The sequence below is a fragment of the Helcobacillus sp. ACRRO genome (assembly GCF_022347125.1).
Taxonomy (GTDB): domain Bacteria; phylum Actinomycetota; class Actinomycetes; order Actinomycetales; family Dermabacteraceae; genus Helcobacillus; species Helcobacillus massiliensis.
This window is the reverse complement of record NZ_JAKRNG010000004.1, coordinates 63,704-78,527: the sequence shown is the minus strand read 5'-3', so window position 1 is coordinate 78,527 and position 14,824 is coordinate 63,704. Positions and strand designations below refer to the sequence as shown.

The following is a 14,824-nucleotide window of genomic DNA, read 5'->3' as shown; positions in this document are numbered from 1 at the left end:
ACTCGTCTCCACGGTCATGAAGGAGATGGGCTCGCCCGCCTCCGTCGACTACGAAGACCTCCGCGCCACAGCGCGCTCCCTCGGGGTGTCCCCGTACCGCGTCGCCTTCCTCTCCAGGAAGCTCGAAGAGCTCGAAGGCGTCGAGATCACCGGCCGCCCCGCCTCCCGCGGCAAGAAGAAGGCCGCCGCTGCCGGCGAATCCGCAGAGGAGAAGGCCGAGCAGAAGGCGAGCACGCCGAAGAAGTCCGCCGCCGCGTCGTCCACGCCGAAGAAGAAGTCCGAGGACGTCGACGAGGACGTGGCCGAGCCGGAGGACCTCGAGGACGAGGAGCTCGACGAGGACGCTGACGCCGTCGAGGACGCCGAGGACGCCGATGACTCGGATGACGACACCCCGCCGGAGCAGAAGGATGACGACGTCGTCGGCGCCGCCAAGATCAAGGGCACCAAGAAGTCCGATGACGACGAGGACGACGGCTCCAAGGGCTTCGCCATCCGCAACACCGAGGACGACTCCCCGGCGCAGCAGGTCGTGACCGCCGGCGCCACCGCCGACCCGATCAAGGACTACCTCAAGCAGATCGGCAAGGTGGCGCTGCTGAACGCCGCTCAGGAGGTCGAGCTCGCTGAGCGCATCGAAGCGGGCCTGTACGCCGAGCACAAGCTGAAGCAGAACGAGTCCGGCCGCCGCTCCAAGGCGGGCCGCGAACTCGCCCTCATCGTGGAGGACGGCCGCGCCGCGAAGGACCACCTCCTCGAGGCGAACCTCCGCCTCGTGGTGTCCCTCGCCAAGCGCTACACCGGCCGCGGCATGCTGTTCCTGGACCTCATCCAGGAGGGCAACCTCGGCCTGATCCGCGCTGTTGAGAAGTTCGACTACGCCAAGGGCTACAAGTTCTCCACCTACGCCACGTGGTGGATCCGTCAGGCCATCACCCGCGCCATGGCCGACCAGGCCCGTACCATCCGCATCCCCGTGCACATGGTGGAGGTCATCAACAAGCTCGCCCGCGTGCAGCGCCAGATGCTGCAGGACCTCGGCCGCGAACCGCTGCCCGAGGAGCTCGCCAAGGAGCTCGACATGACCCCGGAGCGCGTGGTCGAGGTGCAGAAGTACGGCCGTGAGCCGATCTCCCTGCACACCCCGCTCGGCGAGGACGGCGACAGCGAGTTCGGTGACCTCATCGAGGACTCCGAAGCCGTGGTCCCGGCCGATGCCGTGTCCTTCACGCTCCTGCAGGAGCAGCTCCACTCGGTGCTGGACACGCTGTCCGAGCGCGAAGCCGGTGTGGTGGCGATGCGCTTCGGCCTCGAAGACGGGCAGCCGAAGACCCTGGATGAGATCGGCAAGGTGTACGGGGTGACCCGTGAGCGCATCCGCCAGATCGAGTCGAAGACCATGTCGAAGCTGCGCCACCCTTCCCGTTCGCAGGTGCTGCGCGACTACCTCGACTGATCCATGGAACCCGCTGTGCGGGTCGTTGACCAGCGGCACCTGGAGTCGCACCGGCGGCTCCGCCGCGAGATGCTGGTCGACGCCCCCGACGAGTTCTGGGAGACCCTCGCCGAAGCCGACGCCCTCACCGACGCCGACTGGCGACGCGACATCGAACTGCGCACCTTCCTCCAAGCGCTCGATGAGACCGGCGCTGTCGTGGGGCAGGTCGGCGTGCTCGATGAGCCGTACACCGACGAGCACGACCTCCCTGCGGACGCGGTCAACATCGTCGGCATGTACGTGAGTCCCTCGGCGCGCGGCAGCGGCGTCAGCACCCGACTGATGCAGGCGGCGGCCGACCTCGCGCGCGACCGGGGACGGCCCGTGCTGATGCTCGACGTCTCCAGCGGCGCCGCTCGGGCGATCCGCTTCTACGAGCGGATGGGCTTCCAGCAGACCGGCGTCACCGAACCCCACCCGCGGCGCGACGACCTCGTCTGGGTGCAGTACCGCCTGGACCCCTCCGCACTCAGCGGCTGACAGCACGCGTCAGCGCGCACAGACAACGGCCCCTTCCGCTGCACGGAAGGGGCCGTTGTCACATCAGTGGCGCCGCCGACGGGGCAGCGCAACCGCTCAGTCCTCGATCGAGGGCGGTGCCGGGTCCAGGCGCTCGGTCTCGTCGATGACCTGGCTGCTGATCGGAGTCAGCGCCTCCGCATTGGCGCGGGAGTGGTGAGCGCAGAAGGTCAGCTCACCGCCGGCCTGCAGAACATACTTCACGAACGCCTGCGCACCGCAGCGGTCACAGCGGTCGGCCGCGCTCAGGACAGGTGCTTCAAGAGTCTGGTTCATACGGCCATTAGAACAAATGACCGGCCCCCGTGCACCGAAACAGTGGGGAGGTTCGCTCTGCGCGCAAACACCCCGGGTCGGACCCCGACACGAGGGCGGCATCCGTCGGCCCGCATCACATCCGCCGTGGCGCGCCCAGCCTCCAGCGGCGAACATCCCTAGAATCGAGACCATGGCCGCCACGAAGAACACGTCCGCATCCCGCTCCCGCGCCTCCTCCTATGACGCGCGGAACCTGCAGGTCCTCGAAGGACTCGAGGCAGTCCGGAAGCGACCCGGCATGTACATCGGGTCCACGGACTCCCGCGGCCTCACCCACTGCCTGTGGGAGATCCTCGACAACTCCGTGGACGAAGCGCTCGGCGGTCACGGCGACACCATCCGCGTGATCCTGCACGCCGACGGCTCCATCGAAGTGCGCGACACCGCCCGCGGCGTCCCCATCGACAAGGAGCCCCGCACCGGCCTCACCGGCGTCGAAGTGGTCTACACCAAGCTCCACGCCGGCGGAAAGTTCGGCGGCGGCTCCTACGCAGCCTCCGGCGGTCTGCACGGCGTCGGCGCCTCGGTCGTCAACGCCCTCTCCTCCCGCATGGAGGTCCAGGTGGACCGCGGCGGAAGGACCTACGCCATGAGCTTCTCCCGCGGCGTCCCCGGCACCTTCGCCGATGGGCACCCGTCGGACCCCGACCCGGCCGCCGAGTTCACCCCCGCGAAGGGCCCCGGTGTCCTCGATGAGATCGGGACGGTGAAGCGCGGCGTCACCGGCACCCGCGTCCGCTACTGGGCGGACCCGCAGATCTTCATCAAGGGCGCCCACGTGACGCTGGACGAGATCCAGCGCCGCGCCCGCCAGACCGCATTCCTCGTGCCCGGCCTCACCCTCACCGTGGCCGACCAGCGGCCCGAGCGCGCCCCCGAACAGCCCGAATCCACCACCTACCAGTACGACGGCGGGATCAGCGAGTTCGTCGACTACCTCGCGCAGGACGAGAAGATCACCGACATCATCCGCCTGTCCGGCTCCGGTGAGTACACCGAGACCGTCCCCGTCCTCGACTCCAAGGGCCAGATGGTGTCCAAGGACGTCAAGCGCGAATGCGCGGTCGACATCGCCCTGCGGTGGGGAACCGACTTCGACACCACTGTCCGCTCCTTCGTCAACATCGTCTCCACCCCCAAGGGCGGCACCCACATCCAGGGCTTCGAACTCGCCCTCACCCGCACCATCCGCTCCGCGGTCGAGGCGCAGGCACGCCGGGTGAAGTTCAACGCGAAGAAGGAGAAGATCGAGAAGGACGACGTCCTCGCCGGCATCACCGCCGTGGTCACCGTCCGTCTCGAAGAGCCCCAGTTCGAAGGCCAGACCAAGGAGATCCTCGGCACCCCCGCTGTGCGGCAGATCGTCGCGAAGGTCGTGGACCAGGAGCTCGGCGCCTTCCTCACCAGCACCAAGCGGGAGGAGAAGCAACAGGCCGCCCTCGTGGTGGACAAAGTGGTCTCCGAGATGCGCGCCCGCGTGGCGGCTCGCATGCACAAGGAGGTCTCGCGCCGCAAGAACGCTCTGGAGTCCTCCACGATGCCGACCAAGCTCGCCGACTGCCGCTCCACCGACATCGAACGCTCCGAACTGTTCATCGTGGAGGGCGACTCCGCGCTCGGCACCGCGAAGAACGCCCGCGACTCCGAGTTCCAGGCCCTGCTGCCGATCCGCGGCAAGATCCTCAACGTGCAGAAGGCATCCATCACGGACATGCTGAAGAACGCCGAATGCGCCGCCATCATCCAGGTGATCGGCGCCGGCTCCGGCCGCACCTTCGATCTGGAGACCGCCCGCTACGGCAAGATCATCATGATGAGCGACGCCGACGTCGACGGCGCCCACATCCGAACCCTCCTGCTCACCCTGTTCCACCGCTACATGCGGCCCATGCTGGAAGCCGGCCGCATCTACGCCGCGGTGCCGCCGCTGCACCGGGTGGAGATCATCCACGGCGGAAAGAAGAAGAACGAACTGGTCTACACCTATTCCGAAGCGGAGCTCACGACCCTGCTGAAGAAGCTGGAACGCTCCAAGAAGCGGTACAAGGAGCCGATCCAGCGGTACAAGGGCCTCGGTGAGATGGACGCCGACCAGCTCGCGGACACCACCATGGATCCCTCCCAGCGCCTGCTGCGCCGCGTCACCATCTCCGATGCCGAAGCCGCCGACCGCATGTTCGAACTGCTGATGGGCTCCGAAGTGGCGCCCCGCAAGCAGTTCATCGTGGAGGGCGCCGACGACCTCTCGATGGAGAGGATCGACGCATGAGCCTCGCGATCCGAGTCATCCCGTGCCTGGACGTCGACGCCGGCCGCGTGGTCAAGGGCGTGAACTTCCAGAACCTCCGCGACGCCGGCGACCCCGTTGAGCTCGCCGCCGAATACGCCGCGCAGGGCGCCGACGAGCTCACCTTCCTCGACATCACCGCCACCAGCAGCGGCCGCGGCACCATGATGGAGACGGTGCGCCGCACCGCGGAGACGGTCTTCGTGCCGCTGACCGTCGGCGGCGGGGTCCGCTCCGTGGAGGACGTGGACCGCCTGCTGCGCGCCGGGGCGGACAAGGTCGGCGTCAACTCCGCCGGCATCACCCGACCCGACCTCATCAGTGAGATCACGGACCGCTTCGGATCCCAGGTGCTCGTGATGTCGATCGACGCCCGCCGCGTCACCGACGACACCCCCGACGGTCCCGCGCGCACCGGCTCCGGCTTCGAAGTCACCACCCACGGCGGCCGCCGCAGCACCGGCATCGATGCGATCGAATGGATCCACGAGGTCACCGAGCGGGGTGCGGGGGAGATCCTGCTGAACTCCATGGACGCCGACGGCACCCAGCACGGCTTCGATCTGGAGCTGATCCGCCTCGCGCGCAGCGCCACCACAGTCCCGGTCATCGCGTCCGGCGGTGCCGGCAGTGCCGAGCACTTCCCGCCCGCGGTGGAGGCGGGGGCCGATGCTGTCCTCGCCGCATCCGTCTTCCACTTCCGCCAGGTGGAGATCGCCGGTGTGAAGAGCGCGCTGGCTGCGGCCGGCCACGAGGTGCGATGAGCAGGCGCAACCGCCGACGCAGCTGCGTCTCCGTGGTCCTCGCAGGTCTGCTGGTGCTGGCCGTCGCCGTCACCGGCTGGTTCGTGTACGACAACACGGTCAGCCTGTCCACCACCCGCTTCGAGGTCACGTCAGCATCGAAGGACAGCCCCGTCCCTGCCGCCTTCGACGGGTTCACCATCGCGCAGGTGTCCGATCTGCACGCCTTCGAGCACGGCTCCGGCAACCGGAAGCTCATCGCCGAGGTGCAGAACGCCGATCCGGACATCATCGCGATCACCGGAGACCAGATCAGTGCCGACTCCACACCCGGCGAGGTGGAGCTCGCGGTGCAGACAGCGAAGGACCTCGCCGACGTGGCGCCCACCTATTTCATCACCGGCAACCACGAAGCCGGATATCCCCAGGTGGATGAGGTCCTGCAGCGCCTGGAGGACGCCGGCGTCGTTGTTCTGCGCAATGACGTGCAGCGGATCGAACGGGACGGTGAGGCGATCGAGATCGCCGGCATCGACGACCCCAACATGGACTGGGGCACAGTCGCACAGCACCAGGACCACACGGTGGTGACGCGCAGCAACCTCGCGAAGCTGCGGACGTCCCCGGAGACGTTCACCGTGCTGCTGGCGCACCGTCCCGATGACTTCCCGGAGTACACGGCATCCACGGTCAGCGCGGAACTGGTGCTGTCCGGGCATCTGCACGGCGGTCTCATCCGTGTGCCCACGGCGCCGAAGCGCGATGACCAGACCGGTCTCGTCGGTCCCGGAGGGGAGGTGCTGCCGCCCTACACGGCGGGTATGCACACCTCCGGGGACACCGCGATGATCATCTCGCGCGGACTCGGCAACTCGGTGGCGCCGCTGCGACTGAACAACCCGTTCGAACTCGTCGTCGTCACACTGCGCGCCTCCTGAGAGTCCCCGCTCAGAGCGCAGTGCCCGGGCCCACCGCAGCGATCGGGATCGCGGTGGGGGAGCCGGAGCCGTCGCGCCGCGCGATCGGGGACGGCAGGTCGATCGGCGCACCGGCGTCACTGGACGCCATCGCCGGGGCGTTCACCACCCATCCCTTCAGCAGGACGTCCTCACCGCGCAGGAACCGGTGGCAGCGCATTCCCGCGGTGGCGCGGCCGCGCGCGGGGAAGTCAGCGGCGTCGGACACCTTCAGCGACCCGGTCTGGACGTCTGCGAGCGCACCGGAGGAGCCGGAGATCGTCACCACGGCGGCGTCCTTCGTGATGGTGAACGCACTGAACCCGATGACCTCCGCCCCGTCGGCCAGCCGGATGCCGGCGACCCCGCCGCCGGCGCGGCCCTGCGGCCGCACCCCCGAGGCGGGGAAGTGCAGCAGCTGGGCGTCGGAGGTGATGAACGCGAGGTGGACGTCCTGATCGTCCTCCATGTCCACAGCTGCGACGACCTCGTCGCCGTCCTTGAGGGAGATGATGTCGAACCCGTCGGACTTCGGGAACGCGGGGGAGACCCGCTTGACCACGCCGCCGCGGGTGCCGAGGGCGATTCCGCCGCGCTGCGTGTCGTCCTCGTCCACGCGCACCAGGCCCACCACGCGTTCGCCCTTCTCCAGGGAGACCAGGTCGGTCAGGCGGGTGCCGCCGGCCATCGAGGTGGAGCCGGCCGACGGGGCCAGCGCGTGCAGCTCCACCACGTTGACGTGCAGCAGGCGGCCCGTGGAGGTGACGGCGCCGATGAGGGCGCGGGTGGTGGTGCGCACCCGCGCGACCACCACGTCATGCTGGGAGCGGGTGGCGCCGGCGGGTGTGGCGGCCGGGTCGTCGGTGTCGGTCGCGGGGATGCGGGCGATCAGGCCGGTTCCGGACAGGACCACCTGGCAGGGTTCGTCCTTCACCTCGAGGTCGAGGGACTTCGGATCCACCTGCGCGGCCTCCGAATCCAGCAGGATGGTGCGGCGCGCCGTCCCGTGCTCCTTCGCCACCTCAGCGAGCTCGCTGGACACCAGCTGGCGCAGCAGAGCATCGGAGCCGAGGATCTCCTTGAGGCGTTCGATCTCCCGCAGAAGCTCGTCCCGTTCGGACTCCAGCTCGATGCGGGAGAACTTCGTCAGGCGGCGCAGCCGCAGCTCCAGGATGTACTCCGCCTGGATCTCCGACAGGTCGAAGATCTGCATCAGGCGGGTGCGGGCCTCCTCGGAGGTGTCGGAGGAGCGGATGATCTGGATGACCTCGTCGATGTCGAGGATCGCGATCAGCAGGCCCTCCACCAGGTGGAGGCGGTCGCTGTGACGACCGAGGCGGAATTCGGTGCGCCGGCGCACCACGTCCAGACGGTGCGCGATGAACACCTCGAGCAGCTGCTGCAGGCCGAGGGTGCGCGGCTGGCCCTCCACAAGGGCCACGTTGTTGATGCCGAAGGACTCCTCCAGCGGCGTGTGCTTGTACAGCTGGGCGAGGACCGCCTCCGGGTTGTAACCGGACTTCAGCGCCAGCACCAGGCGCATGCCGTTCCTGCGGTCCGAGTAGTCCTGGTAGTCGGTGATGCCCTGCACGCGCTTGCGCTGCACCGCATCCCGCAGCTTCTCCGCGAGCCGCTCCGGGCCCACCTGGTACGGCAGTTCGGTCACCACGATCGCCTTGCGGCGACTGGTGATGTTCTCCACCGTGGTGGTGGCGCGCATGCGGAAGGAGCCTCGCCCGGTGCGGTACGCGTCCCGGATGCCGTCCAGGCCCACGATCTTCGCCCCCGTCGGCAGGTCGGGGCCGGGCACGAACCGCATCAGGTCCTCAAGGGTCGCATCCGGGTGCTCCAGCAGGTGGCGGGCCGCGGCGATGACCTCCACGAGGTTGTGCGGCGCCATGTTCGTCGCCATGCCGACTGCGATGCCGGCGGCGCCGTTGACCAGCAGGTTCGGGAACTGCGCGGGCAGCACCTCCGGCTGGGTGAGCTGGTTGTCGTAGTTGGGGACGGTGTCCACCACGTCCTCATGCAGGGACGAGGTCATCAGGAGGGCGGCGGGGGCGAGGCGCGCCTCCGTGTAGCGGGCGGCGGCCGGGCCGTTGTCGAGGGAGCCGAAGTTGCCGTGGCCGTCCACCAGCGGCAGGCGCATGGAGAAGTCCTGCGCCATGCGGACGAGGGCGTCGTAGATGGCGGAGTCGCCGTGCGGGTGGAGCTTGCCCATCACCTCGCCGACGACGCGCTGGCTCTTCACGTGCCCGCGGTCCGGCCGCAGCCCCATCTCATCCATCATGTAGAGGATGCGGCGCTGCACCGGCTTCAGACCGTCGCGCGCATCGGGCAGGGCGCGCGAGTAGATCACCGAGTACGCGTACTCGAGGAACGACGTCTCCATTTCACTGGTGACATCGATGTCCTGGATGTTCTCCTTGATCGGAGGCGGCGTCTGATCAGAGCGTGTGCGGGCCATGGCCACCATTCAAGCAAACGCCGGGCCCGAATCACGGGAGCGCAGGCCCGGGCGGCGTAGGATCACATCATGGCCCTTGGACGTCTTCGCGGCTCAGCGCGCCGCCGACAGCCCGCCTATCCCGCTCACTGGGAGGCGGACATCCCCCTGCGCGACGGGTCCGCCGCCCATCTGCGCCCCATCACCCCGGGCGACGCGGATGCCCTGCAGACGTTCCACCGCGGCCAGTCCGAACGCTCGAGGTACTTCCGCTTCTTCGCTGCGAAGCCGGAGCTCAGTCCCTCCGATCTGGAGACGTTCACCCAAGTGGACAACGTCAACCGGGTGGCCTTCATCGTGGAGATCTCCGGGGCCCTGGTCGCGGTGGCCCGCTACGACCGGGTGGGGCCGACGGAGGCCGAAGTGGCGTTCAACGTGGCCGACTCCCTGCAGGGTCGGGGCCTCGGCTCCATCCTGCTAGAGCATCTGGCAGCGGCGGCGCTGGAGAACGGCATCACCACGTTCGTGGCGGAGGTGCTGCCGCAGAACAAGCAGATGCTGTCCGTCTTCGCCGATGCCGGCTTCGATGTCCGCCGCACCTATGACGACGGTGTCTTCCAGGTCGACTTCGCGATCACCCCCACCGCGCGCAGCGTCGAAGTGATCGCCGAACGGGAGCGACGCGCCGAGGCCCGTACCACGGAACGGCTGCTGCACCCCGCGTCCATCATGGTGGTGGGTGCGAGCCGTGAGCGGGACCGCATCGGTGCCCGCGTGATCCGCGCGATCCTCGACTCCGGCTTCGACGGTCCCGTCCACCCGGTGAACCCGGAGGCGTGGGAGATCGCCGGTCTGCGCGCCTACGCGCGGGTGCGGGACGTGCCCGGGCCCGTGGACCTCGCGGTGCTGGCGATCAGCCCCGAGAAGTGCATCCGCATCGTGCCGGACCTCGCCGCCGCAGGCGTGCAGGGCATCGTGGTGCTGTCCGGTGGCTTCGCCGACGCGGCGGAGCGCGGCCGCGAGCTGCAGCGGGAGCTGGTCGCCACGGTGCGCGCGCACGGGTTGCGCCTGCTCGGGCCCGCCACCCTCGGCTTCTTCCGCAACGGCGGAGAGAATCCCCTGAACGTGTCCCTGATCCCGCGCACCGGCCAGGCGGGTGCGGTGGCGCTCGCCGCCCAGTCCAGCGCCCTGTCCGCGATGGTGCTCGCCGCCGCGGACGAGCGGGGTGTGCGGCTGCACGAGTTCGTCTCAGCCGGCAACCGCGCCGACCTCTCCCTCAACGACACCCTCCAGCACTGGGAGGACGACGCCAGCGTCGACCTGATCGCAGTGGCGCTGGAATCCGTCGGCAACCCCCGCAAGTTCACCCGCATCGCCTCCCGCATCGCGCAGGTGAAGCCGCTGCTGGTGCTGCGCCCGCCCGGTGTGGACGACCAGGCCCCGCCCGGGCACCAGGTGCGCCCCTCCGCTCTGCCGCGCGCGGCGCTCGACCAGCTGCTGGAGGCCGCCGGCGTCATCCAGGCGAAGACCGTGGACCACCTCATGGACATGGTGGACGTGTTCGCCCGCGAAGGCACCGTGAACGGCACCCGCATCGGCCTGCTGTCCAACTCGCCGGGCCTCGGCGCGGCCCTGCGCGGCGCCGCCGAAGACCTGGGCCTCAGCATTGCGCACGAGAACCTGCGCGTCCCCGTCGGTGCGGACCGGCGCCTCATCCCGCGCGCCTTCACCTCGATGGCGGGGCCGGGTCACGCGGACATCATCGTGGTCGGCATCCTCGACCCCATGGTGGGGGACCTGCTGGAGGTGGCGCGGGAGATCGAAGTGCTCGCCCGCAACAGCGCCGTCCAGGTCGTCATGGTGGTGGTGGCGCCCGAGGAGCGGATGCGGCCCCTGCGGGAAGCGGCCGCTGAGTCCGCGTCGATGCCGCCGGTGTTCTCCATCCCCTCACGCGCCATGGGCGCCGTCTGGGGACTGGTGCGGTTCGCCCAGCGGCGAATCACCGTGCTGGACGGGGTCGACCGGGTGGACGGCACCGATGCGGCTGCTGCCCGCGCCGTCATCACCCGGCACCTCGGTGACGAGCCCGTCCGCCTCGATGCGGAGGACACCGCGGAGCTGCTCGGCGCTTACGGCATCCACGTGCTCCCGTCCGTGCATGCCACCGGCCCCGAGGAGGCGCGTGCCGCCGCGGACGAGATCGGCTACCCCGTCGCCCTGAAGCTCGCCGACGGGCCCCTGCGCCACCGCACCGACCTGGGCGGAGTCCGCCTCGACATCACCTCGCCGCAGCACCTCGATGCGGTGCTCGCCGACATGCGCCGAACCCTGCCCGCCGCCGCGGACTCCTTCATTGTGCAGTCGATGGCGCCCCCGGGCGTCTCCACCGTCCTGACGATGCGGGAGGACCCCTCACTGGGGCCGGTGCTGGCGTTCTCCATCGCGGGCGATGCCACCTCCAGGCTCGGCGACATCGCCTATGGCATCCCGCCGCTGACCCCCGAATCGGCGCTCGCCCTGATCCGTCGGCCCGCCGCCGCCGGCAAACTGTTCGAAACGATCGGCGGCCACCGGCCCGACACCCCCGCCCTGCAGGACCTGCTGGTGCGTGCCGCCGCTCTCATCCACCAGCACCCCTCGCTCGCGCAGGTGGAGCTGAACCCCGTCATGGTGGGCGCCGACGGCGTCAGCGTCATCGACGCCGCCGTCACCGTGCAGCGCACACCGAACCGACTGGACTCCCTGCGCCGCACCCTGCTGCCGAGCTCCTGAACCGGCTCTGCGGCCCCGGTGCAGCACGGCCTACACTGGAGGGCATGACTCTGCCTGCATCCCTGATCGACCAGATCGAGCGCGCCGGGTACTTCCCGCAGACCGCCCTCGCCGCCCTCGAACGCGCCGCCAGCAGGCACGAGGTCACCTCCTTCTTCGTGCACCCCGCCACCACGTTCGACGGCCCGCAGGTGCGCCGTCACCTCACGGTGCTGCTGCTGACGCCGCGTCACTTCATCGTGCTGCACCTCGATGACGAGTCCGAGGACACGCTCAACCCGAACCAGGTGATCGTCGGCACCGAACGGATCCGCCACGAACGCATCCACAACATGGGGCTCGCGCAGGCGTACAACACCAGCGGCGACGGCGTCGTCAGCGACTCGCAGGCGGAGATCACCATCGGCATCTCCTGGGGCGCGACCCGCCGCGTCGACCTGGAGCGCGCCTGGTGCGACGACCCGAACTGCGACGCCGACCACGGCTACACCGGCACGATCGGCCCCTCCGACCTCGCGCTGCGGGTGTCCGCGATCGTCGACGGCCCCGACGCGATCGACCGTGCCCTCGAATTCTTCGACGACCTCAACCTCGTCACCGCATGACCCGCCCGGACGGGCTGATCACCCCCGCCGGGTGGGGGAGAGACGGGGCCCTGCCGCCCGCTGCCGCTGCGATCCACGACGCCGTCACCGGTGACGACGGCGCCCGGACGGGCCTGGACCTCGTCATCCTCGTGGACGGCCTCGGCGCACAGCTGCTGGAGCAGCACCGAGCGCACACCCCGACCCTGCGCCGCCTCGCCCCGCACACCGACACGGTGCTGACCACCGCGCCCTCCACCACAGCCGCCGTGCTCGCCAGCATGCTGACGGGTCTCAGTCCTCTGCAGCACGGAGTGCTCGGCTACACCGTGTTCGCGGGAGCGCCCGGCACCGACGGCGGTGACCGGGCGATCTCGCAGCTGACGGGCGCGCCCGGAATCCTGCCCGAGCGATGGATGCCGCTGAAGAACCTCGGGCAGGCCGCGAAGCGGAGTGGCCGGTACGCCGGACAGGTGGGGCCGGCGCGGTACCGACGCAGCTTCCTCACCGAGGTGATGCAGCGCGGCTGGGAGTTCATCGAACTGAAGGGCTCCGGCCAGCGGCTCGCCGCCGTGAAGCGGGCACTGCGCCGCGCCCACGGCAACGGCGTGGTGTACGTGCACCTGGCCGAGGTCGACAAGGCCGGCCACAACGACGGCCCGGGATCACCGCGCTGGTTGCAGGCCCTGGAAGACGCCGACCAGGCCATCGGTGCGTTGCTGCGCGCCGCGGGCGATGACGTCCGCGTGACGATCACCGCCGACCACGGCATGGTGCCCGCGAACCGATCCCAGGTGCTGGACCTCGCCGAGATCGACGGCGTCGGCCCGGCGGTGCGGGCTGTGGCGGGGGAGCCCCGAGCCCTGACACTGCGCCTGCACGGCGATCAGGATCCCGACGTGGTCGCAGCACGGCTCCAGGACCGAGTGGCCGAGCGCGGCTGGGTGATGACCCGCGAGGAGCTGCTCACCTGTGGTCTGCTCGGGCCGGCGAGCACGGCAGCGCCGCACGCACTGGAACGGCTCGGCGACCTGCAGGTCTGGGCGAACGGGGCGACGCTGCTGACGCACAGCGGATTCGTCAGCAGCGCGGTCCTCGATCAGCGCGGAGTGCACGGGTCGCTCAGCTCTGCGGAGCTGGAGATCCCACTGATCCGACTGGGCTGACGGGGCCCAGCGGGCCGGTCGGGTGAGGCTCAGCGGTCCTTCGTGCCGAACACGATGTCATCCCAGCTCGGGATGGATGAGCGGCCGCGACGCCTCTTCTCCGGCTTCTTCTTCGGCTTCTCGAACCCAGGCAGCGGTTCGAGATCCTCCGTGCTCAGACCTTCGTCCTCGGACTCCTGGGGGTCCTCATCGGCGCCGGCGCTGCCGCTGTCATCGCTGCTGTGATCGTCACCGTCGTACTCGTCGCTGCTGCTGTGGCCGGAGCCCGAGTCGCCGTCCGGATCCTCCTGTGAGTCGGCATCCGCATGCTCGGAGCGGGCGGATTCCGCAGCGTACTCCGCGGCGGCGTCGTCATCAGCGGTGTGCGCCGGATGCACCGGGGTGGGCACGTCCGCGGAAGTGGCCGCGTCGCGCTGCGCGCGGGCGCGGTCGATATCGGAGTCCAGGTCATCGGGTGCGGTGATCGCGGACATGTCATCGGTCGGCATGGTGCCGAGGTCCTCACCGGTGTCACGGCTCGGCAGATCATCCGACTCCGTCAGCGACACCCACGGAGAGGACGCGGACGCGGAGCTCTCGGAGCCTCCCCCGGCCCCCGGGGTCGGAGCATCGGACTGAGCCTGCGGGACCGGGCGGACTCCGCGCTGCGCGTTGATGCGGTCCAGTTCCTCATCGGTGATGGGGCGGGGGCCCTGCTGACCCTGCGGGCGCGCCTGGCCGGCGGCGCCCTGCTGGGCCGACGGATGCTGACCGCGCACCGGGGCCGGGACGTCGGCCGCACCGCCGCGGCCGAGTCCGCGGTCTGCGGCCTCCACATCGAACACCTGGTTGCGGACAGCGCGCAGGCGCGTGCGCGGCTGGTCCTCGGCGATCGCCTCCTCCGAATCGGACAGCCAGCGCGCCTCGTCGTCCTCCGCATGCGCGATGCGGTTGGGAACATCGAGCTGCCACTGCGCGGTGCGCGCACGGGAGCCCGCGGAGAACTGCATCAGCAGGGTCCAGGTGCCGTCCGGGCGGCGCCACGCATCCCAGTTCGGCTCCTGCTCCACGCGCCGGGCATGCAGACGAGAGGTGACGACCTCGCCGAGCTTGTCGGAGGAGCCGCGGCCCAGGTGGAACTGCTGCGCCTGGCGGGCCATGTAGGAGCGTTCGGCGAGCACGGGGCCCTCGAACCGGCGGATGTCCTCGGCGGCCAGGCCCGACATCTCCGAGATCTCCTCCACGGTGTGACCGGAGCGGAGCATCGCCTGGATGTCCTTGGGCCGGACCGAGGACGCTTCGGTGGCCTGGATCAGGCCAAGGGCGGGGCGGTCGCGGCGCACAGCGGCGCGCAGCGCTTCATCGATGGTGAGCAGGTACGAAGCCCCGTCGGAATCGTTGAGGACGAGGTGCTCCCCGTCATCGTGGAGTCCGTGAAGAGTGAGCTCGCGCATCTGCTGTCCTTCCGTTGGCCGTGTGCCCCACGATCATACGGGTCGGCCCGCCCATCCTGTGCGGACAACACTCAGCCGCTTCGCCGCGACCGGGGTCGAAGG

Annotated in this window: 11 protein-coding genes; 8 read left to right on the top strand and 3 right to left on the bottom strand. The window is 69.8% G+C overall.

What is annotated here, in order from left to right; translation table 11 throughout:
- The first annotated feature begins 25 nt into the window (after positions 1–25).
- Both MHY20_RS02465 and MHY20_RS02460 read left to right on the top strand, forming a co-directional pair.
- A complete protein-coding gene (locus MHY20_RS02465; protein ID WP_239374444.1) occupies positions 26–1,456 on the top strand; it encodes an RNA polymerase sigma factor in 1,431 nt (476 codons plus the stop codon).
- 15 nt (positions 1,457–1,471) lie between these two features.
- Positions 1,472–1,978, top strand: coding sequence for a GNAT family N-acetyltransferase (locus MHY20_RS02460; RefSeq protein ID WP_183374191.1), 507 nt, complete (start codon positions 1,472–1,474; stop codon positions 1,976–1,978).
- A 96-nt stretch (positions 1,979–2,074) separates the two neighbouring features.
- Here the strand turns inward: MHY20_RS02460 and MHY20_RS02455 are convergent, their stop codons facing one another.
- Positions 2,075–2,293, bottom strand: a complete 219-nt coding sequence (locus MHY20_RS02455) for a hypothetical protein (protein WP_183374193.1) — start codon at positions 2,291–2,293, stop codon at positions 2,075–2,077.
- 172 nt (positions 2,294–2,465) lie between these two features.
- Here MHY20_RS02455 and MHY20_RS02450 point away from each other — a divergent pair, with 172 nt between their 5' ends.
- From MHY20_RS02450 to MHY20_RS02440, 3 genes are read left to right on the top strand one after another with little or no spacing between them, the layout of a single operon-like run.
- A complete protein-coding gene (locus MHY20_RS02450) occupies positions 2,466–4,604 on the top strand; it encodes a DNA topoisomerase IV subunit B (RefSeq protein WP_183374195.1) in 2,139 nt (712 codons plus the stop codon).
- Complete coding sequence (gene hisF, locus MHY20_RS02445; protein ID WP_183374196.1) at positions 4,601–5,386, top strand: imidazole glycerol phosphate synthase subunit HisF; 786 nt, start codon at positions 4,601–4,603, stop codon at positions 5,384–5,386. Before MHY20_RS02450 ends, hisF begins: the two co-directional genes overlap by 4 nt.
- Positions 5,383–6,303: a metallophosphoesterase gene (locus MHY20_RS02440; RefSeq protein ID WP_239374375.1), complete on the top strand. Its 921-nt coding sequence runs from the start codon at positions 5,383–5,385 to the stop codon at positions 6,301–6,303. The genes hisF and MHY20_RS02440 overlap by 4 nt, the downstream gene beginning before the upstream one ends.
- 10 nt (positions 6,304–6,313) lie before the next feature.
- Here MHY20_RS02440 and MHY20_RS02435 read toward each other — a convergent pair whose 3' ends face one another.
- Positions 6,314–8,788, bottom strand: a complete 2,475-nt coding sequence (locus MHY20_RS02435; protein ID WP_239374372.1) for a DNA topoisomerase IV subunit A — start codon at positions 8,786–8,788, stop codon at positions 6,314–6,316.
- Between the two features lie 69 nt (positions 8,789–8,857).
- Between MHY20_RS02435 and MHY20_RS02430 the strand changes: the two genes are divergently transcribed.
- From MHY20_RS02430 to MHY20_RS02420, 3 genes are read left to right on the top strand one after another with little or no spacing between them, the layout of a single operon-like run.
- The gene (locus tag MHY20_RS02430) at positions 8,858–11,539 is read left to right on the top strand and encodes a GNAT family N-acetyltransferase (protein ID WP_239374369.1); all 2,682 of its coding nucleotides are present in this window, start codon (positions 8,858–8,860) and stop codon (positions 11,537–11,539) included.
- A 44-nt stretch (positions 11,540–11,583) separates the two neighbouring features.
- Positions 11,584–12,144 (top strand): DUF5998 family protein, encoded by a 561-nt coding sequence (locus tag MHY20_RS02425; RefSeq protein WP_183374204.1) that lies wholly within the window; start codon positions 11,584–11,586, stop codon positions 12,142–12,144.
- Complete coding sequence (locus MHY20_RS02420) at positions 12,141–13,289, top strand: nucleotide pyrophosphatase/phosphodiesterase family protein (protein WP_183374206.1); 1,149 nt, start codon at positions 12,141–12,143, stop codon at positions 13,287–13,289. Before MHY20_RS02425 ends, MHY20_RS02420 begins: the two co-directional genes overlap by 4 nt.
- 29 nt (positions 13,290–13,318) lie before the next feature.
- On the opposite strand, the gene sepH is transcribed toward MHY20_RS02420, so the two are convergent.
- The gene (gene sepH, locus MHY20_RS02415; protein ID WP_239374366.1) at positions 13,319–14,722 is read right to left on the bottom strand and encodes a septation protein SepH; all 1,404 of its coding nucleotides are present in this window, start codon (positions 14,720–14,722) and stop codon (positions 13,319–13,321) included.
- Positions 14,723–14,824 lie beyond the last annotated feature (102 nt).

Excerpts from the sequence above, each read along its gene's own strand:
- MHY20_RS02465 (WP_239374444.1), top strand. The coding sequence starts at position 26 with ATGGGCTCGCCCGCCTCCGTCGACTACGAAGACCTCCGCGCCACAGCG.
- MHY20_RS02455 (WP_183374193.1), bottom strand. The coding sequence starts at position 2,293 with ATGAACCAGACTCTTGAAGCACCTGTCCTGAGCGCGGCCGACCGCTGT.
- MHY20_RS02450 (WP_183374195.1), top strand. The coding sequence starts at position 2,466 with ATGGCCGCCACGAAGAACACGTCCGCATCCCGCTCCCGCGCCTCCTCC.
- hisF (WP_183374196.1), top strand. The coding sequence starts at position 4,601 with ATGAGCCTCGCGATCCGAGTCATCCCGTGCCTGGACGTCGACGCCGGC.
- MHY20_RS02440 (WP_239374375.1), top strand. The coding sequence starts at position 5,383 with ATGAGCAGGCGCAACCGCCGACGCAGCTGCGTCTCCGTGGTCCTCGCA.
- MHY20_RS02435 (WP_239374372.1), bottom strand. The coding sequence starts at position 8,788 with ATGGCCCGCACACGCTCTGATCAGACGCCGCCTCCGATCAAGGAGAAC.
- MHY20_RS02430 (WP_239374369.1), top strand. The coding sequence starts at position 8,858 with ATGGCCCTTGGACGTCTTCGCGGCTCAGCGCGCCGCCGACAGCCCGCC.
- MHY20_RS02425 (WP_183374204.1), top strand. The coding sequence starts at position 11,584 with ATGACTCTGCCTGCATCCCTGATCGACCAGATCGAGCGCGCCGGGTAC.
- MHY20_RS02420 (WP_183374206.1), top strand. The coding sequence starts at position 12,141 with ATGACCCGCCCGGACGGGCTGATCACCCCCGCCGGGTGGGGGAGAGAC.
- sepH (WP_239374366.1), bottom strand. The coding sequence starts at position 14,722 with ATGCGCGAGCTCACTCTTCACGGACTCCACGATGACGGGGAGCACCTC.